This is a genomic window from Spirochaeta cellobiosiphila DSM 17781, from assembly GCF_000426705.1.
GTDB classification, from domain to species: domain Bacteria; phylum Spirochaetota; class Spirochaetia; order DSM-17781; family DSM-17781; genus Spirochaeta_E; species Spirochaeta_E cellobiosiphila.
In genome coordinates this window covers 23,880-48,584 of the sequence record NZ_AUFW01000012.1, presented here as the reverse complement: position 1 = coordinate 48,584, position 24,705 = coordinate 23,880, and the positions used below count along the sequence as shown (strand labels likewise).

The 24,705-nt window shown below is 37.3% G+C and carries 26 protein-coding genes; 6 read left to right on the top strand and 20 right to left on the bottom strand.

Translation table 11 applies throughout. The features are described from left to right. Window positions 1–30 precede the first annotated feature (30 nt). Genes K345_RS0102010 through K345_RS0102000 form a run of 3 tightly spaced genes read left to right on the top strand, consistent with a single transcriptional unit; the run spans window position 31 to window position 1,873 of the window. Window positions 31–738 (top strand): early set domain-containing protein, encoded by a 708-nt coding sequence (locus tag K345_RS0102010; RefSeq protein ID WP_028972752.1) that lies wholly within the window; start codon window positions 31–33, stop codon window positions 736–738. 5 nt (window positions 739–743) lie between these two features. After that, window positions 744–1,376: an HAD-IA family hydrolase gene (locus tag K345_RS0102005; protein ID WP_037570936.1), complete on the top strand. Its 633-nt coding sequence runs from the start codon at window positions 744–746 to the stop codon at window positions 1,374–1,376. Continuing rightward, a complete protein-coding gene (locus tag K345_RS0102000; RefSeq protein ID WP_028972750.1) occupies window positions 1,376–1,873 on the top strand; it encodes a hypothetical protein in 498 nt (165 codons plus the stop codon). Before K345_RS0102005 ends, K345_RS0102000 begins: the two co-directional genes overlap by 1 nt. Window positions 1,874–1,878: 5 nt before the next feature. On the opposite strand, the gene K345_RS19315 is transcribed toward K345_RS0102000, so the two are convergent. The 5 genes from K345_RS19315 to K345_RS0101975 form a co-directional block, all read right to left on the bottom strand. Further along, window positions 1,879–2,913 carry an ABC transporter ATP-binding protein gene (locus K345_RS19315; protein ID WP_037570932.1) on the bottom strand — a complete coding sequence of 345 codons (1,035 nt, stop codon included), beginning with the start codon at window positions 2,911–2,913 and terminating at the stop codon, window positions 1,879–1,881. Further along, complete coding sequence (locus K345_RS0101990; RefSeq protein ID WP_028972749.1) at window positions 2,903–3,901, bottom strand: ABC transporter ATP-binding protein; 999 nt, start codon at window positions 3,899–3,901, stop codon at window positions 2,903–2,905. Before K345_RS0101990 ends, K345_RS19315 begins: the two co-directional genes overlap by 11 nt. 14 nt (window positions 3,902–3,915) lie before the next feature. After that, window positions 3,916–5,016 (bottom strand): ABC transporter permease, encoded by a 1,101-nt coding sequence (locus K345_RS0101985; protein ID WP_028972748.1) that lies wholly within the window; start codon window positions 5,014–5,016, stop codon window positions 3,916–3,918. Window positions 5,017–5,031: 15 nt separating this feature from the next. Then, complete coding sequence (locus K345_RS0101980) at window positions 5,032–5,961, bottom strand: ABC transporter permease (RefSeq protein ID WP_028972747.1); 930 nt, start codon at window positions 5,959–5,961, stop codon at window positions 5,032–5,034. Window positions 5,962–6,137: 176 nt separating this feature from the next. After that, the gene (locus K345_RS0101975; RefSeq protein ID WP_028972746.1) at window positions 6,138–7,730 is read right to left on the bottom strand and encodes a peptide ABC transporter substrate-binding protein; all 1,593 of its coding nucleotides are present in this window, start codon (window positions 7,728–7,730) and stop codon (window positions 6,138–6,140) included. Window positions 7,731–7,973: 243 nt separating this feature from the next. On the opposite strand from K345_RS0101975, the gene K345_RS0101970 reads away from it, so the two are divergent. After that, window positions 7,974–8,873, top strand: coding sequence for a lysophospholipid acyltransferase family protein (locus K345_RS0101970; RefSeq protein ID WP_028972745.1), 900 nt, complete (start codon window positions 7,974–7,976; stop codon window positions 8,871–8,873). Here K345_RS0101970 and K345_RS22040 read toward each other — a convergent pair. Next, a complete protein-coding gene (locus K345_RS22040) occupies window positions 8,862–9,758 on the bottom strand; it encodes a hypothetical protein (protein WP_053227983.1) in 897 nt (298 codons plus the stop codon). The genes K345_RS0101970 and K345_RS22040 overlap by 12 nt on opposite strands. Further along, complete coding sequence (locus tag K345_RS0101960; RefSeq protein WP_028972744.1) at window positions 9,743–11,446, bottom strand: proline--tRNA ligase; 1,704 nt, start codon at window positions 11,444–11,446, stop codon at window positions 9,743–9,745. Before K345_RS0101960 ends, K345_RS22040 begins: the two co-directional genes overlap by 16 nt. 120 nt (window positions 11,447–11,566) lie before the next feature. Here K345_RS0101960 and eno point away from each other — a divergent pair, with 120 nt between their 5' ends. After that, window positions 11,567–12,865, top strand: a complete 1,299-nt coding sequence (eno, locus tag K345_RS0101950; RefSeq protein ID WP_028972743.1) for a phosphopyruvate hydratase — start codon at window positions 11,567–11,569, stop codon at window positions 12,863–12,865. Between the two features lie 109 nt (window positions 12,866–12,974). Here eno and K345_RS0101945 read toward each other — a convergent pair whose 3' ends face one another. The 6 genes from K345_RS0101945 to rplM form a co-directional block, all read right to left on the bottom strand. Next, entirely contained in the window at window positions 12,975–13,247 is a 273-nt protein-coding gene (locus K345_RS0101945; RefSeq protein ID WP_028972742.1) for an acylphosphatase, read from the bottom strand. Between the two features lie 2 nt (window positions 13,248–13,249). Beyond that, complete coding sequence (locus K345_RS0101940; RefSeq protein ID WP_028972741.1) at window positions 13,250–13,600, bottom strand: response regulator; 351 nt, start codon at window positions 13,598–13,600, stop codon at window positions 13,250–13,252. A gap of 11 nt (window positions 13,601–13,611) precedes the next feature. Further along, window positions 13,612–14,214: a response regulator gene (locus tag K345_RS0101935; protein WP_037570929.1), complete on the bottom strand. Its 603-nt coding sequence runs from the start codon at window positions 14,212–14,214 to the stop codon at window positions 13,612–13,614. Window positions 14,215–14,285: 71 nt separating this feature from the next. Continuing rightward, window positions 14,286–14,738 (bottom strand): regulatory protein RecX, encoded by a 453-nt coding sequence (locus K345_RS22035; protein ID WP_028972739.1) that lies wholly within the window; start codon window positions 14,736–14,738, stop codon window positions 14,286–14,288. A gap of 87 nt (window positions 14,739–14,825) precedes the next feature. Further along, window positions 14,826–15,215, bottom strand: a complete 390-nt coding sequence (rpsI, locus tag K345_RS0101925) for a 30S ribosomal protein S9 (RefSeq protein ID WP_028972738.1) — start codon at window positions 15,213–15,215, stop codon at window positions 14,826–14,828. Between the two features lie 18 nt (window positions 15,216–15,233). Beyond that, on the bottom strand, window positions 15,234–15,662 hold the full coding sequence (rplM, locus tag K345_RS0101920) for a 50S ribosomal protein L13 (protein ID WP_028972737.1): 429 nt from the start codon (window positions 15,660–15,662) through the stop codon (window positions 15,234–15,236). Window positions 15,663–15,794: 132 nt separating this feature from the next. Here rplM and K345_RS22720 point away from each other — a divergent pair, with 132 nt between their 5' ends. Next, a complete protein-coding gene (locus K345_RS22720; protein WP_083963583.1) occupies window positions 15,795–15,986 on the top strand; it encodes a ferredoxin in 192 nt (63 codons plus the stop codon). On the opposite strand, the gene K345_RS0101910 is transcribed toward K345_RS22720, so the two are convergent. The 7 genes from K345_RS0101910 to K345_RS0101880 are packed head-to-tail and all read right to left on the bottom strand — an operon-like array spanning window position 15,983 to window position 24,616. Continuing rightward, window positions 15,983–16,288 (bottom strand): hypothetical protein, encoded by a 306-nt coding sequence (locus K345_RS0101910; RefSeq protein ID WP_028972736.1) that lies wholly within the window; start codon window positions 16,286–16,288, stop codon window positions 15,983–15,985. The two genes, K345_RS22720 and K345_RS0101910, sit on opposite strands and share 4 nt — an antisense overlap. Further along, window positions 16,285–17,001 carry a hypothetical protein gene (locus K345_RS0101905; RefSeq protein WP_028972735.1) on the bottom strand — a complete coding sequence of 239 codons (717 nt, stop codon included), beginning with the start codon at window positions 16,999–17,001 and terminating at the stop codon, window positions 16,285–16,287. The genes K345_RS0101910 and K345_RS0101905 overlap by 4 nt, the downstream gene beginning before the upstream one ends. Further along, window positions 17,002–19,077, bottom strand: a complete 2,076-nt coding sequence (locus tag K345_RS0101900) for an ATP-dependent helicase (protein WP_028972734.1) — start codon at window positions 19,075–19,077, stop codon at window positions 17,002–17,004. Next, window positions 19,074–20,438: a 30S ribosomal protein S12 methylthiotransferase RimO gene (gene rimO, locus K345_RS0101895; RefSeq protein WP_053227982.1), complete on the bottom strand. Its 1,365-nt coding sequence runs from the start codon at window positions 20,436–20,438 to the stop codon at window positions 19,074–19,076. Before rimO ends, K345_RS0101900 begins: the two co-directional genes overlap by 4 nt. Further along, window positions 20,389–21,501 carry a helix-turn-helix domain-containing protein gene (locus K345_RS0101890; RefSeq protein ID WP_028972732.1) on the bottom strand — a complete coding sequence of 371 codons (1,113 nt, stop codon included), beginning with the start codon at window positions 21,499–21,501 and terminating at the stop codon, window positions 20,389–20,391. The genes rimO and K345_RS0101890 overlap by 50 nt, the downstream gene beginning before the upstream one ends. Before the next feature lie 3 nt (window positions 21,502–21,504). Then, window positions 21,505–22,179 carry a LolA family protein gene (locus K345_RS0101885; RefSeq protein ID WP_028972731.1) on the bottom strand — a complete coding sequence of 225 codons (675 nt, stop codon included), beginning with the start codon at window positions 22,177–22,179 and terminating at the stop codon, window positions 21,505–21,507. A 46-nt stretch (window positions 22,180–22,225) separates the two neighbouring features. Beyond that, a complete protein-coding gene (locus K345_RS0101880; protein WP_028972730.1) occupies window positions 22,226–24,616 on the bottom strand; it encodes a tetratricopeptide repeat protein in 2,391 nt (796 codons plus the stop codon). Window positions 24,617–24,705 lie beyond the last annotated feature (89 nt).

Sequence of the window (24,705 nt, the reverse complement as noted above, 5' to 3'; positions counted from 1 at the left end):
ATAGCAACCGAATTTAAATATATCAGAATTATGAGAACCGTTAAACAACTATTTATTATACTAATTACTATACTCGTTAGCCATATGGGCTGGTCAAATGATATACAGCCTGTTAATCAATTAGCAACCCATCTAACATTATCAGTTCTAGATAAGGCTAGTGAGCCAAGACTATGGAATGGAAATATCTTATTCACACAGAAACCAACTGGTAATACAAGAATGGTAGGAATTGCTTTTGAAAATGAAAACTATAAAAAAATTCATCTTTTTAAAAGAAATGAAAAAGGGGTATTTTTCTATCTATATCCATTGAGTAGTGATGAAAATGATCTTCAATATAGAATCATCGAAAATGGATTATGGAAGCCTGATCCCACTAATCCAAATACAGAAACTGATTCATGGGGAACAGAAATCTCACGGATATCCCTTACGGATAAGAAATACAATTACTTACAAAGCCCACAAATCATTGAACCTAATGTCGTACAATTCTCATTCAGAGCTGAACCGGGGCAGACAGTCTACCTTTGTGGTGATTTTAATAATTATGATCCTTTTTTCACTCCCATGATTGAAAAAGAACAAGGTGTATATTCAGTATCCCTTAAATTGTTAGCAGGAAAACATCACTATTACTATATTTATAAAGGGCAAAAATTGACTGATCCCTTGAATCATTTACAGGAGATATCGACGAAAGGACAAACCCTTTCTGTGGTAATTATAGAATAAATACAATGAAATATCTTTTATTTGATCTCGATAACACTCTCTATCAAGGATCTTGGGGTTTTAGTGAAGCCATTAATCAACGAATGAATGAATTTGTTGCCAATTATTTAGGTGTTACCATTGAAGAAGCACTTGTCCTTAGAAAAGAAAACAAAAGATATGGTACAACTCTCGAATGGTTACGTAAAACAAAAGGCTTAACCGATATCACGTCTTTCTTTGACGCAGTGCATCCAAAGAACATACACAAGTACCTCAAACGTGAAAGAAATTTGACACAGATGCTTTCGTCCTTAAAGCTACCTATGTCGATATTGACAAACGCTCCTCGAGATCATGCCTTACGTGTTCTAGACTATTTAGAAATCACCCACTGCTTTGAACACATTTTTGACATAGAATATAATAATCTCAAAGGCAAACCTCATATATCCAGTTATACTAAAGCTCTCGATGTCGCTCATTACACAATAGAGAACACACTATTCATTGATGATCATCCCAAATACTTGTATCCTTTTCAGGAAATGGGTGGACATGTATTATTGGTAGATGAATATGATAATGAATATAAGAAACATCCTTTCCCTCATATTAACAATATTTTTGATCTCCCCTTGTATTTAAGGAGTCTTTAGTGTTTGGATCTCAACTAAAATTAATAATAAAAGAGAACGCATTAGTATTTCGCCTATCTAAAATCATGCGTATTATTAATGGGCTAATCTGTCTCAGTTTAATTATATCCGCCATTTTGCTAAAAGACATCAATGCTTTTATAGTCATAGTTATTTTTATAACCTTATTAGCCAGTCTATATAATGAGTATTGGACCTTTGACTTATCCCATAATTCTTTTATTCATTTTTATGGTTTAGGGATAATTGGAAAAAAAATGATAGGTAACATTGAAAGTATTGAAAGCATTGAATTAACATCATCCGTCTTTCACTCTATACAAACTAATAAGAAAAAAGATATCCAACCAAAGGGAATGTGTACTCTAACAATCAATTCTATGAATATAGGTTCACTAGACATTGAAAAAAGATCATTAAACCAAAAAAAAGAGCTTGTCACATGGGGAGAACTACTCTCCTCAAAGCTTAACAAGCCCTTCATCAATAATAACTAAATAATCTAATTTTTTTCTAAAAGTTTTCCGTCCACATCATGATATAAGAAACAGGCTACTTTATGATCACCTTCTACCTTAGAAAGTTTAGGGATATTATTTTTACAATGGTCCATTCTAAAAGCACACCTATCATAAAAGTAACAACCAACCCGTTCTGTATCTGGACTTGGAACGTCGCCCTCTAAGGTTATACGTTTTCTTTTTCTTTCAATCTCAGGATCAGGGATAGGTACAGCTGATAAAAGCGCTTTGGTATAAGGGTGCAAAGGATTCTTATATAAACCACTACTGGGACTGATCTCAACCATAGTACCTAAATACATAACAGCAATACGGTCACAAATGTATTCAATAACGGCAAGGTCATGGGCTATAAATAAATAAGTAAGTCCAAACTCTTCTTGTAAATCCTTTAAAAGATTTAATATCTGAGATTGGATAGAGACATCCAACGCAGAAACAGGTTCATCCGCAAGGATAAGTTTTGGATTTAAAGCAAGAGCCCTTGCTATTCCAATTCGTTGTCTCTGCCCACCAGAAAACTCATGGGGATATCGATTTTTGAAACGTTTATTCAAACCAACTTTTTCCATCAACCATTCAACACGATCAGCTATTTCAGATTTTGATCGAACGATTACCTTTTTATTGGAAAAAATTATCATTGGCTCTGCAATAATATCTCCAACAGTCATTCGTGGATTCAAACTAGCATAAGGGTCTTGAAAGACCATTTGTACGTCTCGTCTTCTTGTTACCATTTCTTTAGGTGATAATTTATTAAGATCTTCACCATCTAAGATGACTTCACCAGCAGTTGGTTTATACAATTGAGCTATAGCTCTCGCTGTAGTGGATTTACCACAACCCGATTCACCAACGAGACCAAGAGTTTCTCCTCTCCGTAGTTCAAAAGATACACCATCGACAGCGCGAATAGCTCCCACCTTCTTCTTAAATAAGAAACCACCATCCAATGGAAAATGTTGTTTTAAATTTTTTACTTCTAATAAGATTTCAGTCTTATCATTTTCCATTCTTTGTCTCCTTATCTGCATACAACCAACAACTTACTGTTCGCCCTTCGCTTAATTTAATTTCATCTGGATACTTGTTTTTACAAACATCCATTGCATACTCACATCTTGGATAAAATGGACAGCAATCCGGCAGGTTGATGACATTTGGTGGTTGCCCAGGGATAGAATAAAGACGTTTATCATTTGTTTTGTCCAATCTTGGAACAGATTTAATTAAACCTTGAGTATATGGATGTTTTGGTTCCATAAAAAGATCATCATTAGACGCTCTTTCCACTATTTTCCCTGCATACATAACACAAACTCGATCGCACATCCCAGCGACAACACCCAAGTCGTGGGTAATCATAATGGTAGCTGTTCCAAATTTCTGTGCAAGTGAATTCATTAACTCCAGGATCTGAGCTTGAATGGTTACATCCAAAGCGGTTGTTGGTTCATCGGCGATAAGGATTTCCGGATTACAACTTAAGGCAATCGCAATCATTACCCGTTGTCTCATCCCTCCAGAAAATTGGTGAGGATAAGCATCAACTCTGTTCTCTGCTCCAGGAATACCAACTAACTTAAGCATTTCAATAGCTCGTTCCCGAGCGGCTTTTTTGTTTAACTTTTGATGTAACATAATAGTTTCAATCAACTGAGTAGATATCTTAAGAAAAGGATTCAAACTAGTCATGGGATTTTGAAAGATCATTGATATTTTGTTACCACGCATTTGGCGAAGTTCTGATTCAGACATTTTCAAAACATCACGACCTTCAAAAAGGATTTCACCCCCCTCATATCGTCCCGGTGGTTGGGGGATCAGCTTCATGACAGACATATTGGTTACCGATTTACCAGAACCGGATTCTCCTACAATACCTAAAGTTTCCCCCTTTTTTAATTCAAAGGAAACACCGTCAACAGCCTTCAATATGCCCTGATCAGTTTTAAAATATGTTTTAAGATCTTTTACTTCTAAGATCACTTCATTACTCACTACGTTCACCTCCTTTAATTTCTACTTTCTGGATCGAAAGCATCTCTTAGGCCATCACCTAAAAAGTTCATAGAAAACAAAAAGAGGATCATGGCACCAGCGGGATAGATTAATTTCCAAGGAAATAGACTCATACCATCAATAGCATCTTTCAGTAATGTTCCCCAGGAAGCCATAGGAGCAGATATTCCTAAACCTAAGAAAGATAAAAATGATTCACTCATAATAAATGACGGAATACGAAGTGTTGTGAATACAATAATGACACCTAATGTATTAGGCAATAAATGTCTGAATATAATTCTCCAAGTCCCAGCGCCAATACTTCTAGCAGCTTCAACAAACTCAGAATTTTTTAATGAAATAATTTGCCCCCGAACAACCCGGGCAACGGTTAACCAAGACACCAAGGCTAAAGCCAAGAAAAGGTTAAAAATGTTTTGACCGAATATTGCCATAAAAATGATTACCATGAGCATGTAAGGTAAGCTATACATAACATCAATGACTCTTGATATTATAGCATCTACAGTACCACCCATGAATCCTGCCAGGGCACCTAATACAATTCCAATAAATACAGCAACCAGTGCACCAACAAGGCCGACCAGTATGGAGATTCGACCACCATAGATAATACGAGACAGCAAATCCCTCCCAAGATAATCAGTACCCAGAAGGTAATGACGTTCATGGATTTTCACTGTTTTTCCATTTATAACCTTAGTTTCATTATGAATACGATAGATCATATCATCTAGTTCAGCTTTTTCTTCTGCATTTAATTCTCTACCTTCTTTAGCAGCAATAGCCTTCATATGGGTAGACTCTTTTTCATACCATAACTCTCCCGCCGTCTTTGTTAAGGATGGTGGTAGATGAATATGATCAATCACCTGGAATTTGTAAGAATAAATGGGGAGGATATAAGGTCCAAGAAACGCTATAAAGGCATAGAAAATAAAAATTCCCAATCCAAACATAGCCATTTTATTTTTCTTTAATCGTCGCCAAGCGTCCTGTGTTAAACTGGACCCTTTAACAGACATACTAAATGTATTTTCATCTGCTTTAGGTTCTTCAGAACTAGTCACAGAGTTTTTTTCATTACTCATTATTTTACTTATCTCCTATTTATAGCTGACTCGAGGATCCAGAATGGAATACACTATATCCACTATAAAATTTAACAATACCAATAGAACGGAGTACACAATTACAGTTCCTAATATCAATGTGTAATCACGATTAAAAGCTGACTTAACAAAGAAAGTCCCTAATCCAGGAACCCGAAATATTTGTTCTACAACAACAGATCCAACTAAAATTCCGGCTAAAGCAGGTCCTAAATAACTTACAACAGGCAACATTCCACCCTTTAGAACATGCTTAAAAATGATCACAGATTCTTTCAAGCCTTTGGCACGTGCTGTTCTCACATAATCACTTCGTAATATTTCTAAAATACTAGCTCTTGATAATCTTGCTATATTGGCAAAATAAGGAAACATCAATGTTATTACTGGCATAATTAAAGTCCAGGCCCCATGACGACCTGTTATCCAGCCAGAAGTAGGTAACCATTGTAACTTCATGGCGAAGATATACATTAATACAGGACCAATAACAAAGAGAGGAATTGATATACCCATGACTGAAAATCCCATGGCCACATAGTCCATCCATGTGTTTTGCCGTATAGCTGATATAATCCCAGCGCCAACACCTAAGATTACTGCTACGAATAAAGATATACCTCCCAGTAACATTGAGTTGGGCAAGCTGTTGAAAATATACCAATTAACACTGTGATCAGAATATCGGTAGGAAGGTCCAAGATCACCATGAAGAATATCCCACATATATCTAAGATATTGTTTTGGCATTGACTCATTCATATGGAATTTAGCTTCCAGGTTTTTCATGACAGCATCAGGTACAGCTTTTTCTGTATCAAAAGGCCCTCCAGGTGCTAATCTTATAAAAAAGAAACTTATTGTAATGATGATAAAAATTGTCGGAATCAATCCTAAAAATCTACGGATGATGTACTTAGTCATTTACAGACTCCACTTAACTTAATCCCTGCTTACTACATAAATATGACAAGCAGAAATGCCATTGTATTGAATACCCTAATTCCTTGCAAGACAAGAAACAAGATCTATTCCCATAAAAAAGACGCCCATAAAAAGGCGTCTTTAGGTTTACTAAAAACAGTTAACAAATAGTTAAACTATTTCTTGTAAATGTATTTTGTAGGATGAATATCCATAGTATTACTGTGCCATCCACCCCATTTAGAGAGGTCAATCATATTTTTAGTTGCATAGAAGTAGAGTGGTAATATACCCATTTCATCTTCAATGAAGATTTTTTCAGCATCAGCTAGTACTTTGAATCTGGCTTCACCTTCAGGCATTGTTGCAGCTTGTCTGATCAATTTGTCATACTCAGGATTGTCAAATCGACCATCATTACTTCCCCAATTTCCATCTAGATCATCAGCAGCAAGGAACATATCCAAGAAAGTATTAGGATCTTGGTAGTCACCTACCCATCCTGCTCTAGCTACAGTGAATTTATGCTCTCTTCTTTCAGCAAGATAAGTCTTCCATTCCATGTTCACTAGAGTAACTTTAATTCCTAAGTTTTCTTCCCATTGTTGTTGAATGTACTCAGCAACAGTCTGATGACCTTCTGAAGTGTTATATAGAATTTTGAATTCTGGGAATCCATTTCCTTGAGGGAATCCAGCATCTGCCAATAATTGTTGCGCTTCAGCTACACTTTCATGAAATCCATCAATTCCAGGATAGCCAGCCATTGGAGGTACCATTGCATAGGCAGGAACCTGACCAGCTTTAGTTATTTTTTCTACCAATGTCTTTCTGTCAATAGCCATAGCTAAAGCTTTTCTTACACGTGCATCATCAAATGGTGCTGTCTTGGTTTCAAAAATATAATAGTAAGTACTTAACTGGGGAACACTCTGATAATCATCTCTTAGCTTAACAGCATCCATCTGATCTAGAGGAACTTCAACACCCCAATCGATTTCACCATTAACAAATAGATTATAACCGGTGTTGTTATCTTCAACAGCCAAGTAAGTTATTTTGTCTAACTTAACATTAGCAGCATCCCAATATTTATCATTCTTAACCGCTACAACCTTATCCTGAGGAACCCATTCTGATAATTTAAAAGGACCATTACCAACAAAGTTTTTGGGATTAATCCACGCGTCACCGTATTTTTCAATGGCATGAACAGGAACTATAGCAAAAGAATAGTGCGCAAAAGCTTCAAGAGCATAAGGAAGAGGTCCAATAAGATGAACAACTAATGTATTGTCATCAATAACTTCAACACCTAATGCTTCAGGACCAGCTTCACCGCCATTGTATTCAGCAGCACCTTCAAGAAACATAGCTGGGAACCAAGTATAAGGTCCACCCAATTCAGGATCCAAACCTCGAATCCAGGAATCTTTTACAGTTTGAGCAGTGATAGCAACCCCATCACTCCAGACAGCATTCTTTCTTATATGAAAAGTTATTTCAGTATTGTCATCACTGAATTCCCAGCTTTCAGCTACAGCAGGTACTGGCTTAGCAGTTTTGGGATCATAAGAAACTAATCCTTCAAATAGTGATAAGTAAAGACGATGCTCAGGAACACCTTCTATCTTGTGAGGATCAAGAGACTCAGGTTCTGCACTGTTCCAAATAATAAACTCGTCTCCTGATACAGCATCTTGCTGACCTTCAGCAAAAACACTGAATACAACAGAAAACATAAATAAGAGGCTTAATACCTTCTTCATTAAAATTTCTCCTTTTTGTTGGGGTGTTAATCTTTTGTAAACTAATTTAAGGGGTACTCCAGCCTTTTGCCAATAGGAATTTAAGTAAATTTATACGATTTATGTATATTTTTTCATAATTGTCCTCAATAAAACCTAATCATACAATTAGGTAGGCAAAATGGTTCTAAATTTAGGGAATCTGTAAACTTGACAACCCACACATTGTTATATAGCCTAAATTACTTGTTATAGGAGGCACTTATGGACTCTGTTTGGGAAAGATACAATAAACAGATCAAAGAAATGATGGCCAATACAAATGGTCATCATGTAATTACTGAAGAAAACATTCTCCAAGAGGCCAATTTAAAGAATCGAGAGATTTTCTATACCATTGTTGAAGATTTAATGTTGCCTGGTAGTAAAATCAGGAATTTTGAGAATCTCATTCAATTACACAATCTTGCCAAAGAAGGTAAATCCACTCTGATTCTAATGGAACATTATAGCAATTTTGATTTACCATCCTTTTTCAATCTCATTGAGAGGGCAGATGAGAAAATCGGTAAATCCATCACTGAGTCTCTGATTGCAATGGCCGGTATGAAATTAAACGAGGAAAGCCCAGTCGTCTTGGCCTTTACTGAGTCCTTCAGCCGTATCGTAATCTATCCATCAAGAAGTCTAAAAAAGATAACAGATCCTGAGCAAAGGGAAGAAGAAACGCAGAAAAGTAAATCTATAAACTTGGCAGCTATGAAAGCTATGACAAAGGCTAAATACAATGGAAAAACCATCCTTGTTTTTCCTGCTGGAACGCGCTATAGACCAGGGCACCCGGAAACAAAGAAAGCTGTTCCAGAAATGGATTCTTATCTTAAAAGCTTTGAGTATGCCGTTTTTATCGGAATAAATGGAAATATACTTCACATTAATGAATCTGGACAAATGCAAGAAGATTTGGCCCATGAAGATGTCATTTCTTATACTGTCAGTCCTGTTATCAAAACGAAAGAGTTTAGAAATCAATCCAAGGACACTCTTCCTGAGGGATATGATGTTAAACAATGGACTGCAGACAGAATCATGAAGGAATTAGAAAAAATTCATGAAGAAGGTGAAATATACCACCAGAATCAATTGAGCAAACTAAACAGTTAAAAGATTTTTAAGATAATAAGTTCCACATTTGACAAAGCCCTCCCTTAGGAGGGTTTCCATCAGAACTTGTTCCTGGCCATGAATTGAAAAAAGAATATCTGTCATTTCTCGATCTCCAACAAGATCCGTTAGGGAGTTAATCAACTTTGCACTGAGCCTAAGACCTCTATATTCCTTCAAAGTAAAAACAAAGTGAACCTTGAGAATACAGTATTCATCACCACATAATTCTTCATACAAGAGCGCTGAGGCAAAATCACCATCCAAGCTTTCCACTATCAAAGCTTTTTTAGAATGACTCACACAATCTTGTATATATCTATTTAAACGTTGAACCTGAGGTCTATTGTTCAGAAAAGAAAGACATTCTTCAATAAAAACAGGAAGATACCCCTTTATATAATCAGCATCATCCCACAGATCAATTGATTTCACCACAAAATCCGTTTCAATAAGATCATCGATTTCTTCAGGTTCGTACCCGATTCTTTCCAATCCCCAATAATCTCTAAGCTGATTATACCATTCTGTGACTAGGGATTTCATTGTATTACTTTTATGATTAAACCAAATTTTTTCTACTTCGGGATAAGCTCTCAGAACATCCTTAAATTTCCTAAAAACTCCCGAACCCGACTTTAGAACTAATCTTAATTCTTGACGAACAATAGGATTTCTTAGGGAACCAACAAATTGCTCCATTACTTGAAAACCTTCAATACTTGACCACTGGGGAAGCACATATTTACCATTAGAATCTGCTTCTTCTGTAGACTCCAGGACAGTTATCTCCATGATATTAGTATCAAAACAAAATGTAGAAGACTGGTCTTCCATGGCAAATATGATTTGATCAACTAGCTCAGGTGTTAATTCGAACTCCAATTCTGCTCTCCAAAAAACTGCTTTACCGTAGATAGAACATCATCTACAGCGACTAACCAAGTACGTCCTGAGCTTCTTTCTTTAAACTCAACCATACCTTCCTTTAGACTATCCGATGATACAACAATTCTTAAAGGTATGCCAATTAAGTCAAGATCCTTAAATTTAACACCAACAGACTCTTCTCTATCATCAAACAAGCACTCCCTTTCTAGTTGTTTATATATACTCTGAGCAACATCTTTTATACGTAGGGAATGACCTATTGCTACTAATCCAACTTTGTAGGGAGCCAAATTAAGAGGCCAACCAATACCTTTATCATCTTTGTTCTTGTCAACAAGAACAGACACTAGACGGCTAATCCCTATTCCATATGACCCCATATAGGGATACTTCTTTTTTCCATCATCTCCTTGATAGGTAACATCCATAGTTCTGGTATAATAATCACTCAATTTAAAAATATTGGCAACTTCCACTACTTTGTTTTCAACCAATTCCCGGCCACAACTTTTGCATAAATCACCAGCATGAACCCTAGCTATATCAGCTACATAGGGAGATTCAAAGTCACGTCCAAAATTCCCATTTAAATAATGATAATCCCTTTCATTTGCCCCATATATTAAGTTGGAGGAGTTGGCTACTAATTCATCAACCACAACAGGAATATCGATCTCTAAATTAATCGGTGACATATAACCAGGTATCAAACCTTCTGTTCGTAATTCCCTTTTTGACGCTAAAGAACCTACAGGATACCCCAGAAAAGCAGAAAGCTTTTCCTCACTAACCTCATAATCCCCTCTGACAAGAACCATCACCAATCCTCTTGTCGAACTATAAACCAAAGGCTTAGCTAACTGATCTTTATCGACCTCTAATCGTTCAGATAAAGTTTCCATGGTAATACAGTCTTTTGTTTCAACCTTCTCCAAGGGTTTTAAAACTTGAACAGAAAAGTGCTTTTCACTTAACGCTACGTCCTGATTGGCTGCGTACCCACAATTTGGGCACTGTATAAGAGTATTATCACCATAAGAACAAGGAACAAGAAATTCATAGGCTTTATTACCACGCATAAAGCCGACTCCTGATTCGGCCTCAATCACATCCAAATCACAGGATTTGAAAAACTTACGATAAGCCGCAAAAACTTTAGGAAAAAAATTATTCAAATCACTAAAGCTTTTATGAAAAGAATAACCATCTTTCATAATGAACTCTTTAGAACGAATTAATCCCCCTTTAGTTTTAGTCTCATCACGATATTTTGATTGTATTTGAAAAAGAAATAAAGGAAGATCTCGGTAGGAATGAACATTATCCCGAATCAACTCAACCATAGCCTCTTCATGAGTTGGGGAAAGGATGAGATCACGACCATTTTTATCATGAAAACGGATAATGTCTCTTGACATTAGTTCCAGGCGGCCACTTTTTCTCCATATATCTACAGGGTTAACCAAAGGAATCAAAACCTCTTGCCCCCCTAATGGCTCCATGTGAAGGCGAATCATTTCACTGATATTCTTAAGAACTCTCATTCCCAAAGGAAGAAAAGAATGGAGACCTTTGCCCAAAGACTGAACATAGCCAGCTTGTACAAGCAAATAGAAACTATCATCCTTTTTTAGTTGGGGAACCTCTCTTTTTGTTTTTCCTGCAAGTTTTGAATATAACATGAATAAGATAAATCATAGACTAGAATTAGAAAAAATCAAGTACGCAAAACAACCCTTGACTAAGTGTCAGGAAAAAACCATATTAATTAGGTATAATTTTATTAAAATAGGAGATAAGTAATGAGCATTATTGAGTATGTTGAAGCTCGTGAAATTCTGGACTCCCGTGGTAATCCCACAATTGAAGTAGATGTAATCTTAGAAGATGGAACTCTTGGAAGAGCAGCTGTGCCCTCCGGAGCGTCTACAGGAGTTCATGAGGCGGTTGAGCTTCGGGACGGCGATAAGGACCGATTCTTGGGAAAAGGTGTAAAGAAAGCTGTTGAGAATGTTAACAACATTATTGCAGCCGAAGTTGTTGGCCTAGATGCTCTAGAACAGGTTGATATTGACCGAACTCTTATCGAACTTGACGGCACTGAAAACAAAGGAAGACTAGGAGCGAATGCTATCCTTGGTGTATCAATGGCTACAGCTAAAGCTGCTGCTGAATACCTGGGAGTACCTCTCTATAAATACCTTGGTGGAATGAAGACAACAACTCTACCAGTACCTATGGCAAACATCATCAACGGGGGATCACATGCGGATAACTCAGTTGACTTCCAGGAATTCATGGTTATGCCTGTTGGTGCTGAATCCATTAAGGAAGCCATTCGTGTTATTGCTGAAATTTTTCATAACCTTAAGAGCATTCTTAAAGCTAAAGGATATTCCACAGCTGTTGGTGATGAAGGTGGATTTGCTCCAAACCTAAAAAGCAATGAAGAAGCTCCTGAAGTTATCATAGAAGCCATCAAAAAAGCTGGTTACAAACCAGGTGAAGATGTAATGATTGCCTTAGATCCTGCTGCATCAGAATTTTATGATGAAGACAAGAAAAAATACGTATTCAAAAAATCTGACGGTCGTGAATTATCTTCAGAAGAAATGGCATCTTACTGGGCTGAATGGGTTGAAAAATATCCTATTATCTCTATTGAAGATGGTATGGCCGAAGATGACTGGGATGGTTGGAAAGACCTAACAAACAAAGTTGGTAACAAAGTACAACTTGTTGGTGATGACTTATTCGTAACCAACACCAAAAGATTGGCAACTGGTATCGAAAAAGGTGTAGCCAATGCCATCCTTATTAAGGTTAACCAAATTGGTACTTTAACAGAAACTTATGAAGCAATAGAAATGGCTAAGAGAGCTGGTTATACAGCGATCATATCCCACAGATCAGGTGAAACGGAAGACGTAACTATTGCTGACTTAGTAGTAGCATGGGAAACAGGACAAATCAAAACTGGTTCCATGAGCCGATCTGACAGAGTAGCGAAATACAACCAATTAATCAGAATTGAAGAGCAACTTGAAGGTATTGCAGAATACGCAGGAAAAGGTGCTTTCTATTCCATTAAAAACAAATAGTATTGATGATATCTAACCCCCTTCTTTAGGGATATAGGTCTTTGATAATTATTCTGGGGACTGTTGTGAAAGTAATTTTGCAGCAGTTCTTTTTTTAAAAATAAATAATTTAGAATTCGATAGAGAACTTTCTATAACTTCCCAGAGCGAATTGATAAGAAACATCGACATCTATAACTCTAGCACCTGAAGGACCTATTCGAACCCAATCAACAAACTTTTTGAGATCAGAGTCTTCACCTTCTGCCATTATTTCAACATTGCCATTAGGCATATTTCTAACCCAACCTGTTATACCAAATGATTCGGCCTTTTGCTGAGTTGAATAACGGAATCCTACTCCCTGAACTCGGCCTCTCACCTTGATATTAACAGCTTGCATCTCTACCCCTTAATGATTTGGGAGATTCGCTTTTCTAAATCTTCATAATCATAAGGTTTGTACACAACCTCAAAGGGGATTTCGAACTCAGGCTTCAAAAAACCGCTAGTGATTATTATCTTAAGATTTTGACAGTATTTTTCCAAGAATTTAATCCAATACTCACCACCAAGAACATCCATTCTATAATCAGATATCATCAGTATAATGTCATTGTCCAATAATTGTTTAATAGCACCAACACCGTCTGAGGCCACCAAAACATTATAGCCTTTCCTTTTTAGATAATCTCGTAGTGTCAATCGGATTGGATCTTCATCTTCTACTATTAGTACTTTCTGATTAGTATCCATAATATTTCCTCTTATTTTTCAATGAATTCAGCAATAAGAGTAACAACCTCACTGGGATCAAAAGGTTTGCCTAAAAAAGCATCAGCACCTTCTTCTAAAATAAGACGCTCTTCATTACTGTCATTCATTCCTGTAACAGCTATGATGTAGGGAGACCCCAAATCTGCATCACTTTTTATTTTTTTACAAATAACATGCCCATTAACACCAGGTAAATCAATATCCAGGATTACAATAGAAGGACGGACTCTATACAACATAGACCCTGCTTCATAGCCATCAAAAGCCTGATATATAGTAAAGCCGGTTAATTTACGTTCTACATAAGTTTTAAGTAGGTTATTCAACTCTTTATCATCGTCTATGATAAGAATCGATTTCCCTTCTTCTGAGTTATGAACAACTTCCACTAGTTCATCAGGAATCCTCATATTCCTGTCCTGAAGGAAATTAACAAGATCTTCAGCATAGACTCTATACTGACCACCAGGAGTAGTAAAAGCTTTTAAATAATCATTCTTGATCCAGTTTATAGCTGTCTGATTAACAACGCCACAGATATTTGCTACCTCTAAAGCCGAGTAGATTCTTACCTTTTTAGACCCCTTCGCCATGCATCAATCCTTTATCAGTCAAAAGCCTCACTCTCTCAATTATAACGACATTGGGTTTACCGTCAACAATTTTAACAAAACAGATTTAATTCATAGATATAGCTCTTTATGCTACTCAATGAGAAACCTTTTCTAACAAGAGCGGCAATAAATTTATCTTTCGTTATGGTACTTTTTTTTAATACTTTTTTAGCCGCTTTTTCGAGAAGTACTTCGTAACCTATAGCATTAACAGCATCATTTACGACTTCTCTGGCAATAGCCTCACTAATACCTCTTACTACCAAAGAACTGATTAAAACATTCGGAGCTTCTGCTGTTTTTATTAACCTAGTCCTAACCCATTCTTCAGCATATCGTCGGTTATTAAGATATCCCTTATCCTCTAATTTATCAAGGATAGGTTCTATATTGAGAATTTCATAATTACGTTTCATTAGCTTTAACATAAGGGTCTTTCTGGATTCTTCTCTTCGTGCTAATAAATCTATGGCCCGATTATATATTTCCTTATCTATGTCCAAATCAAATCCAATTTCAATATCTTATAAATAAAAAGAGGCCACCAAAGTACATCTTGGTAAGGCCTCCTTTTTCCAAATAAAGTCTGCTTAACGTTTTGAGAATTGGAATCTTCTACGAGCACCACGTTGACCGAACTTCTTACGTTCAACCATTCTGGAATCTCGAGTAAGGAATCCGTTAGCTTTTAAAACTTTTCTATTCTCATCACTTAATGAAGCTAAGGCTCTAGACATACCGTGTCTAACAGCTTCAGCTTGACCGTTTATTCCTCCACCTCTTACTGTTACCAAAACATCATATTTTGAAGCAGTATCAGTTAAGTTTAAGGCAGCCTTAACGACAGACTGTAATTCTGCTAATGGGAAAACATCCTCAATAGTTCTACCATTGATTGTTATATTTCCTTTTCCACTACGAAGGTAAACCCTTGCAACGGAAGTTTTTCGTCGTCCTGTACCATTGGCAATATTCTTTATCACTTACTTACTCCTAGCCTATACATTCAATACTTCTGGTTGTTGTGCAGCATGAGGGTGTCTGTCACCAGTGTACACCTTCACATTCTTGAACAATTTTCTCCCTAAAGGTCCCTTAGGTAACATACCCTTGATTGCCTTTTCTAAAGGAGCTCCGGGCTTCTTAGCACTAAGTGTTTCATAAGTATCAACACTTAATCCACCTGGATATCCAGAGTGTCTGTAATATAGCTTTGTTTTGTTCTTGTTACCGCTAAGCTTCATTTTATCTGCATTAATAACAATAACATAATCACCGATTTCCTGGTGAGGAGTGTAGCAAGGCTTATTCTTACCTCTAAGTACAGAAGCAACTCTTACAGCAACGCGCCCTAATACTTGATCCTGTGCATCAATTATGTACCATTTTCTGGCAACTTCAGCAGGTTTGACAAATATAGTTTTCATTTTGGTCTTTCCACCTATCTCTTACAAAGTTAAGCTGACTCGTAACGAGACCCGAAATTTCTCATTTTTCATAGATAAAGTCAATACACGGAAGGACTTGATATTTACATTTTCTATTAGTAATTTCTATCAATGATAGTAAAAATCAACAAAAACTTATGCATCGGTTGTGGAATTTGCGAAGAAATGAGTCCCGATTTATTCGAAATGGGAGATTATACAGCTGATATAATCAAAGAGATAGAGGGAGAGGAAGAAAAGGCAATCATCCATCAACTAATTAAGGATTGTCCAGGTTCTGCTGTTATCATCGAAGAAGACTAATCCCAGCTACGATTAATATGAACTAACTTAAAAATCATAGCTATTATCATGAATATTACTGGGAGGGTATCAAATACAGGTTTTAGAAAAGATACATTGTGAATTTGTGCAATATCCCAGGACAATATTCCTATAGATGCTAATACATTGTACAGATTGCCTAAAAAATAAACTAGCACAGCAGACATTATGAACCACCATACACTATCCCGCTTATTCGTCCAAACAATAATAACGAGTATAGACAAGACAGCACCTAGTAAAGTCATGACACCATCTATGATCGTCAGATTTGTATTCATCTAAATTCTACCATAACCTTATTTATTCTATGAAGCTCACTGGAAATTATCAAATCTGGTAAAATAGAAGGAACATCAGCTCTATGAGATAAAAGAATATTGTTATCAAGGAATTTTTGAAAAACGTCCTTATAATGATGTTCTTTATTTATATATGTCAAATAACGGCCCTGCTGTGTCCACAAACTATTAGCTGGCAAACTTACAAGCCCCTGGGATACCTTAAAGAAATCTTCTATACCGCGAATTAAAGCGATGGCATCTAAACTGGTAATATCTTCTTCAAAATCCATTAAGGGAATATCAGTTGATACTATTAATAGACAGGCTGAAGATAAGTTTTGAGGCAACACAGGAGTTAAAGCCTTATTCGAAGGGCGGCTTAATTCTGTTCTCCATACCCCCACATCCAAATCATGGTGCTTTGATAAAAACAATTCCATCTGAGCCTTTGAGGAAAAGCAAAGAACCCTATCCTCAGGAAACTTTCTCTTCAGATGCTTCTTAAGATGCTTATGCCATTTTGTTGGAAGAAAACTAACAGCACCAGTTGATATTTGATTCTTTATTTTTGTACCTAGATTTTTAGGACGATGCCCCCAATAAGCAGCGCCTCCTAACAAGTTAAGATCAAGGATAACACTGCCATCATAAGGATAGAGCTTGTATTCTCTACATCTTTTAATATCAGGTACATATTGCAATAAATCCATTTAATAGTCCCATGATCCGATTTGCTCTATTGGTGCAAATTCTTCGATAAATTGAGCCACTTTACCACTCTCAAAACGTATTACCAATACGGTATCTTTCCCATTCCCCTGTCGTTTTATAACCATTCCTACACCATAATCATCATGATAAATAGTAGAACCAGTCTGAAACTTACCAGCAGAAGCTGTAGATTCCCCATAAACTTCAATATATTCAGAAGGAATCTCATCTAGAAAGGGACTGGGGAGAGAGGGCCGGAACTTACCATGAAGCATCCGATTCTTACATGTCGTCAGGATGAGCTTTTTCCGTGCCCTTGTTATGGCTACATAAAAAAGTCTCCTCTCTTCTTCCATCTCTTCAGGATCATCCTCATCTCGAGGAAAGAGCCCTTGTTCCATACCAGTAATGATAACCCGATCAAACTCCAAACCTTTGGTATTATGCATGGTGATTAAAGTGAGACGATCTATGTTATCTTCCTCTGACTCATCAACTCTATCCAGTTCAATATGTTCTAAAAATAAAGCCAATCCTTCTTGTCCATTATCATACACGGCAGAAGCATTAACCAATTCTTTAAGGTTTTCTTCCTTGCCCGAGCCAGTTATCTCATCTTGATTTTTATGATAATCCAATAGTCCAGACTGTTCTATGATCTTCATGATTAAGTCAGAGAGAGGTAACAGCTCCATATCTTCGACCCATTGTTTATATAAACGAAGGAAGGCCTCCAATCCTTTGACAGCTTTCCCTTTAAGGATACCTAGAGCAAAAGAGGAAGCTTCAATCAGATCACCTTCATAACGATAAGCGGCATCTATAATCTTAGCAACACTTGCTGGACCTAGACCTCTTGTTGGCTTATTGATAATGCGCTGAAATGCCACCTCATCTCTAGGATTAGCCAATAATGAAAGGAAAGCTATAGTGTCCTTGATTTCCTCTCTATCATAGAAACGCAAACTTCCAATAATTCGATAAGGGATTCCCATACGAGTCAAGGCAGATTCAAAGGATCTCGACTGGGCATTAGTTCTATATAATACCGCCGTATTACCCCACTGGCCATCAGCATCAACGATAGAGCACACAAGCTGAGCTTCTTCATCATGACTATCCAGATAGTGTAGAGAGCACTTTTCACCAACACCATTTTCAGTCCAGAGAGTCTTCCCCAATCGACCTTGATTATGAGCAACCACGCTGGAAGCCACATTTAAAATAGTCTCAGAAGAACGGTAGTTCTGTTCTAACCTTATGATCTTTGTATTATCAAACTCATTAGGGAAGGTTAAAATATTTTTAACCTCTGCCCCTCGAAACCTATAAATACTCTGATCATCGTCACCGACAACACACAAACTAGTATCTTTGCCAGTCAAAGCATGAAGAAGTTGGTATTGGGCCCCGTTTGAATCTTGGTACTCATCAACCAATATTGTGGAGAAACGCTGTTGAACTCGTGTTCTGACAGCATCATTATTCCGCAAAAGTAAAACAGTCTTTAGTATGAGATCACCGAAATCAAGGTTACCAATGGAATCCAGCTTGTCCTGATAGGTTTTATATATATTAGGAAAATCCGGATCATAACTTATTGCAGACAAATCATCCCCGGGAGTAAGACCATCATCTTTAGCTCTGGAAATCCATCGGGCGAGTTGCCGATGTTCACTTTTAGGCAAAGCAGGGTACAAAGTTTTTAATAAGGAAATAACATCATCGTCATCATAGATAACAAAATAGGAAGAAACTCCAATATGATGGCTATTACGTCTCAGAAACCAAGCACAAAAGCTGTGAAAGGTTCTAATCATAACCTTTGATTCTTCCCCGACGAGATGGGAAATTCTTTCCTGCATTTCTCTTGAGGCTTTATTTGTAAAGGTAACAGCTAGGATGGAAGAAGGATCAACCTTCATTTCATTAACCAAATAAGCGACTCTCATGGTAATCACACGCGTCTTACCTGATCCTGCACCAGCTAATATCAAAAGTGGATCACTACCATGTAACACAGCATCTAACTGTTGAGGATTCAAACCATCTAAGTAGGAAGGTAGTTCATTCAAATAAGTTTTGCCTCTAAATCAAGACCATTACTCTTAATAATGGAACATCTGTAGAACTGACCTATTGCCAAATCCTTACCGTGAACAACCACTAAACCATCGACTTCGGGAGCATGAATAGGACCTCTACCTAAGTATAGACCTTCTTCTGGAACTTCTTCTTCGATGATGATATTCATTTCAGTTCCAATAAAGCGTTTTACACGTTCAACTGTGATCTCTATTTGAGCATTTTCCAGTTGAGCTTTTCTTTTTTCAGCTCTTCGCGTCATAAACTTATGTGTCATGTTATTCTGCATACGATAAGCCGCAGTACCTTCTTCACGTGAGTAGGGAAAGACCCCTAACCAATCGATCTGAGCCTTCTGCTGAAACTCAAGCAGCTGCTCAAAAGATTTATCATCTTCCTTGGGAAATCCCACTAAGAAGGTAGACCTTATCACTCCGTGAGGCAAAGCTGTTCTAATCTTATTAATCAAGGCCAGATAAGACTCAGAATCGCCTCTTCGTCCCATAGCCCGCAAGACGGGAACAGCGCAGTGCTGAAATGGTAAATCAAAATAAGGAAGGATTCTCTCGTCATTTTGACAAATGCTTAATAGTTCATCAATAAAAGTATCTGGATGTATATATAACATGCGAATCCAGAATTGACCTTCCCATTTTGATATTTCTTTTAATAAATCAGGAAGAAGACTATGCCCCACAAGATCAACACCAAAAGACGCAAGATCTTGTGCTATTAAATTGATTTCAGAGACACCCTTTTCTAGGAGAGCCTGTATTTCTGTTAAGACACTATCCAGGGTACGACTCTTTAGACTTCCACGAATCAAGGGAATAGCACAGAAGGAACATCTATGATTACAACCTTCACTAACCTTAACATAGACAGCTTTATCAAAGTTCAGAAAGAAGTCACGTTGAGGAGGGGCCACTTCCTCTGTCGGAATAATGACAGGTTTGTCCCCTGACATAACAGAGTCCACTACTTCACTGATAAGACTGGGAGCTTTGTTACCGAAGACACCATCAACTTCTGGAAGAGAGTCCTTCAATTCATCTTTATATCTTTCCGCTAAACAACCAGTAATCATTATCTTAGTATCAGGGTATTCCTCACGAAGGCTTAAAAAAGTATCAATAGATTCTTCTTTGGCGCTTGTAATAAAACCGCAAGTATTAACCAATATGAGATCTGATTCTTCATGGTTTGTAGTATATTCCCAAGCTTCTCCCGGAAGAGAAGCAATCATTGTTTCTGCATCAACCTGGTTCTTAGCACAACCAAGACTTTCGATAGAGTACTTCTTAATAGACAGGGACGAGTTCAAGATTATAATTTCCTTCGCTTGTTTCATCTGACCACTGAAGCTGTTTTGTAACAACTTCACCATTATGTCCAAAAGGAACGTCTATTCCCTTGGTTTTGGCCATCATGGCTCCACCATTTGAAGCCCAAATCATTATATAGCGATAGGCATCCAAACGAAGTCTCTCCCCTTTTTGGAAATAACGCTCCGTTCTATCTTTACCATCTACTAGATATCTCAAATTACAAAAATCTCTAAATACAATCTCAACACTAAAGGATTGAATAGAAGGAGAAGAATATAAATTAACAACACGTCCCTTTCTACTTCGGGCCTGAGTTGATCCTGTCTCCACCACTTGAGAGGCTTCTGTTACGGAACTCTCATCCACACCAACCACAGGGCTATCACTACCATTTTGGATAGAAAGAAGAACGGTCTGCTTTCCTGGGGAAGTATCAATATCCTTTATCAATACGGATAAATCCGAATCAGATAAAAGAACAGATTGACCAAGCATCAAATCCAGTTCCTTGTTATTATAAGCCATCTGGATAGTAGTCCCAACATCCTTTACAACAAGAGTAGATTTATCATCAAAGAGAACATAGTCCCCTTTGGATAAACGTTTCTCAAAATTATCTTCATAGGCAAACTCAGTCCCGTCACCAGTCACGTCTTTTGCCACTTCAGGCTTGCTTACCAATTCAATGGGAGCCGCCTTAGTGTTCTGCCAGTTAGAGGGGGCTGTACTATCTGTAAAAAAAAGAACATACCCACCGAATCCCAAGACAGCAACAGCACAGACGGCACCTAAAATAATAGGCCATATCTTCTTTTGCTTTGGAATCAAAGCTTCCATAGGAACAGGTTGCTCTTGAATTTGTGCATTCTTATAGAGATGTATTTGTTCATTGGCATTTAAACCAAGATAGTCTGCATAGTTCCGTAAGAAACCCAATAGGTACGCTTCTCCGGGAAATTTTTCATAATCTTCATTTTCTAATGCTTCTATGTACTGTCGGGATATATTTGTTTCTCGAGCGACCTGCTCGATCGATATATCTTTACTTTCACGCGCTTCTTTAAGTCTGTTTCCTAATGATTCCATTATCTATTCTTCCGGGGAAAATAAAAAGTTATTAATTTCATTTGCTGTTCCATCTGAGTCATATTCGAATTTTGAATTGGGAATACCCTGATTCGTTTTGATATCTTTAAAATCAAAAACCAGATTTTCATATCCCACTGTTGTTCCTTCTATACGTCTAATAAGATTGTTTTGACCAACGGCTATCTTAAGCTCTCTAAAGGTTTCATCAGCAGTTCGCCAGGTCATCTTCAACCACACAACCTTTTCTGGATTCTTATCATCCAAGGCCACTGGGGAAGGTCCTCTTAGATAGGCTACACTATAGGCCCTTCTCAGAAGATCTAAGCCTTGTTTGCTTGCCAGAGAAGCTATCTCCGCACTACTTTTTTTTCTTAATGCCTGCCTCATTATAACACTATATTTGGGAATATATATAATAAGATTCTCACCTGTACTTACCAAAACCTGGTTTCGAGGCTCTGTAAAGTCAATTCTTAGCTTATCAGGAGTCTTATAAGAAACTGTACCTGACATCTTCACACCATTACGTACAATATTTAACTGGGCTTGATAATCCTGAACAGTCCCATAACGTTCAGAAATCTTCTTAAAAAAGTCTGAAGCTGTAACGATATCTTGTCCAAAAACAAAATAGGACTGAATCATCAGTATTAATAATATTATTCTCTTTAACATTGATACTCCTAAAGATCCTTCATACTACTTAAGATAGACCCTTTTATCAAGGTTCGTTCTCTATTCCTGTACGAATCAAATATCGTAAGGCAGATCTCCCTAATTTTAAAGGTACATTACATTTTAAACAGTAAGGCCGCCCCTCAACCAAATGGTCTTTTATGCATCCAATACAATAAATAGCCTTACACTCCGGACATTCTCCAGCTGGTACATGATCAGGCAACTCCCCTCTTAAACGTAAGGGTTTTTCTTCTGGCAAGTTTTTAGGAACCCACCATTCTCTGTGACAACAGTCACATTCATATCTATCTTCGGATACAACACGTAGTTTCTCTTGCAACTTCTTAACACTTTCATCATCAGGAAGTTGCATTAATAATTCTTTTAATTCATTACGAGCTTCTTCATATTTCAATCGACTCATATACAACTGAACAAGTGACATCCGAGCTTCTTTAAAGGAGGGGTTCAGTTTCAATGATTCTCTCAGAGCTACTAAAGCTCTCGGATAATCTCCAATTCTGGAGGAAATACGTCCTGCCCAAAACATAGTTGTATAATCTGGGCGAAGATCCAGCAGGAAACGAAGATGTTCTTCTGCCAAACTAAACTGATCCAGATAAAGGGCGGCGGAGATGATATTATCTCTGTAATATGGTTCATCAGGGGCCAGACTTATAGCCTTGTTATAAAACTTTATGGCCTCTTCATAGGATTCTTCATTTACTAATATATTACCGACCTGATTTAAGGCTTCAGGGTTTTCGGGAAAGGCTTTGAGAATATCATAAGCCTCTTTATGTTTATTCATTTTTATGAGCTCTGAGGCCCAATTCACAGCCAAAACAGATTCATGCTTAGCTTCCATATAGGCCTTTTCAAAATAACTGGTATCACCTGTTATTTTACCAGCCAGATTCAAAGCCCAGGGATTATCCCCCTTAAGCTCAAGAGCCTTTGCTAAAGAATCATTTCCATCGATCCCTACCGAATACTGAGTCTCAGCTAGTTTATACCAGTATTCAAAAACATCATCTTCAAGAGCCACTGCCTTTTCAAAAAAAGTAAGGGCCTCTTCTTCCTTCCCCTGTTGCTGTAGAAGTAAAGCCTTTAAATAGGGAATTTGACTATCATAGTCATCAGACGCTAACTGGGCATCAAAGGACTCTTCTGCCTCTTCTAGACGACCTTCATGATAATCAATAATACTTCGTATGTACTCGGTTTTAGGATTGTCCGCTGCCACAGCTTCCAACCTCAAGAGAACCCATTCCAGATCATTCCAGGCTTCCTGAAGAAAAAACTCTTTTCCCGCTTTGGCATAATAGTCTTCTGCGAGATCCCACTCCTCTAATATCTCATAACTCTTGGCAGCATTTAATGCATAAAGAGGAACCTGATTATTAATAGAAAAGGCCTTCAGATAAGCTTCAGCACTTTTATCTTGATATCCAAGCATATGATAAGCATGACCGATCAAACTCCAGTACCGGTCATTTTGATCGTATTCGTCTTCACGACCTGCTAATACTGACAGCAGATTAGCAAAATCATTATCGAGATAATAAATACTGGCCATATCTAAATAAGTATCAAGACCTTTATCCAGTTCAATTAAACGTTTCGCCACAGGAATAGCTTCTTTATAAAACTGACGCGTAATGAGTAGTTGAAGAAAGATTTTGAGATCAGCTACATCAAGGGCTTCTGTTTTCATGGCTTGTCTAAACTGATAAATAGCCGAACTAAGATTGTCTATTGTGTGAAAGGCTTTAGCAAGACGCAAACGATTTTCGGCAGGAATACTGGCCACCTCATTCCATCTGGTATATTCCTTCTCAACATTAACAGGAAGAGAATCAACACGAAAACTCTGTAAACAACATTCCACAGATTCTGTAGAAAAGTTCTGCCCACAAAAGCCTAATTGACCTGAGGAAAAATACTCTCCCGTTGCCTCACCTACCCAATCACCATTAATAAGAAAAATAAAATTATTACCATGTATAATGATCTTTAGGGAAATGGGGTCTTCCGGATTAAAATCTCCTAACATCCAGGGAAGAATAGTAATAGGGCCACCATTGAATAAAGCATCGAAACGAAAGTAGCCCTTACTGGAGACCAGAAAGTAATAGAAATTATCCTCATTAACCTGTCTAAAAAGGATACCCCCAGCGTTGTAGTTAGAATCAAGTTTTATTCGACAGGATATAACACAGTCATTATAGTATTTATCCGGAATTTCTGACCATGCAAAGACATGTTCTTTCAATGTCATGTTAATTGAGTTACGTTGTTGTCTGACCTCATATTTGTTATCCCTGATAAGACTAAAACCAGATCGACCTTGTCTTTTAAGATCGGATATCCAAAGGTCCTCTGTTAAATATGTATCTTTCTTTTGTTGTTTAAACCATTTCAGCCATTTCATGGTGGGCACAGTATAAAGAAGGTCTAAGGGAATTCCAAGTAGTACTTATGATTATATATTACAAGCCGACACTTATAAATAAGAGGTAC

Excerpts from the sequence above, each read along its gene's own strand:
- K345_RS0101880 (WP_028972730.1), bottom strand. The coding sequence starts at position 24,616 with ATGAAATGGCTGAAATGGTTTAAACAACAAAAGAAAGATACATATTTA.
- K345_RS0101940 (WP_028972741.1), bottom strand. The coding sequence starts at position 13,600 with ATGGATACTAATCAGAAAGTACTAATAGTAGAAGATGAAGATCCAATC.
- K345_RS19315 (WP_037570932.1), bottom strand. The coding sequence starts at position 2,913 with ATGGAAAATGATAAGACTGAAATCTTATTAGAAGTAAAAAATTTAAAA.
- K345_RS0101910 (WP_028972736.1), bottom strand. The coding sequence starts at position 16,288 with ATGAATACAAATCTGACGATCATAGATGGTGTCATGACTTTACTAGGT.
- eno (WP_028972743.1), top strand. The coding sequence starts at position 11,567 with ATGAGCATTATTGAGTATGTTGAAGCTCGTGAAATTCTGGACTCCCGT.
- K345_RS0101980 (WP_028972747.1), bottom strand. The coding sequence starts at position 5,961 with ATGACTAAGTACATCATCCGTAGATTTTTAGGATTGATTCCGACAATT.
- rplM (WP_028972737.1), bottom strand. The coding sequence starts at position 15,662 with ATGAAAACTATATTTGTCAAACCTGCTGAAGTTGCCAGAAAATGGTAC.
- K345_RS0101885 (WP_028972731.1), bottom strand. The coding sequence starts at position 22,179 with ATGTTAAAGAGAATAATATTATTAATACTGATGATTCAGTCCTATTTT.
- K345_RS0101960 (WP_028972744.1), bottom strand. The coding sequence starts at position 11,446 with ATGTTATATTCAAAACTTGCAGGAAAAACAAAAAGAGAGGTTCCCCAA.
- K345_RS0102005 (WP_037570936.1), top strand. The coding sequence starts at position 744 with ATGAAATATCTTTTATTTGATCTCGATAACACTCTCTATCAAGGATCT.
- K345_RS0102010 (WP_028972752.1), top strand. The coding sequence starts at position 31 with ATGAGAACCGTTAAACAACTATTTATTATACTAATTACTATACTCGTT.
- K345_RS0101890 (WP_028972732.1), bottom strand. The coding sequence starts at position 21,501 with ATGGAATCATTAGGAAACAGACTTAAAGAAGCGCGTGAAAGTAAAGAT.
- K345_RS0101945 (WP_028972742.1), bottom strand. The coding sequence starts at position 13,247 with ATGCAAGCTGTTAATATCAAGGTGAGAGGCCGAGTTCAGGGAGTAGGA.
- K345_RS0101905 (WP_028972735.1), bottom strand. The coding sequence starts at position 17,001 with ATGGATTTATTGCAATATGTACCTGATATTAAAAGATGTAGAGAATAC.
- K345_RS0101985 (WP_028972748.1), bottom strand. The coding sequence starts at position 5,016 with ATGAGTAATGAAAAAAACTCTGTGACTAGTTCTGAAGAACCTAAAGCA.
- K345_RS0101975 (WP_028972746.1), bottom strand. The coding sequence starts at position 7,730 with ATGAAGAAGGTATTAAGCCTCTTATTTATGTTTTCTGTTGTATTCAGT.
- K345_RS0101970 (WP_028972745.1), top strand. The coding sequence starts at position 7,974 with ATGGACTCTGTTTGGGAAAGATACAATAAACAGATCAAAGAAATGATG.
- K345_RS0101935 (WP_037570929.1), bottom strand. The coding sequence starts at position 14,214 with ATGGCGAAGGGGTCTAAAAAGGTAAGAATCTACTCGGCTTTAGAGGTA.
- rimO (WP_053227982.1), bottom strand. The coding sequence starts at position 20,438 with ATGAAACAAGCGAAGGAAATTATAATCTTGAACTCGTCCCTGTCTATT.
- K345_RS22720 (WP_083963583.1), top strand. The coding sequence starts at position 15,795 with ATGATAGTAAAAATCAACAAAAACTTATGCATCGGTTGTGGAATTTGC.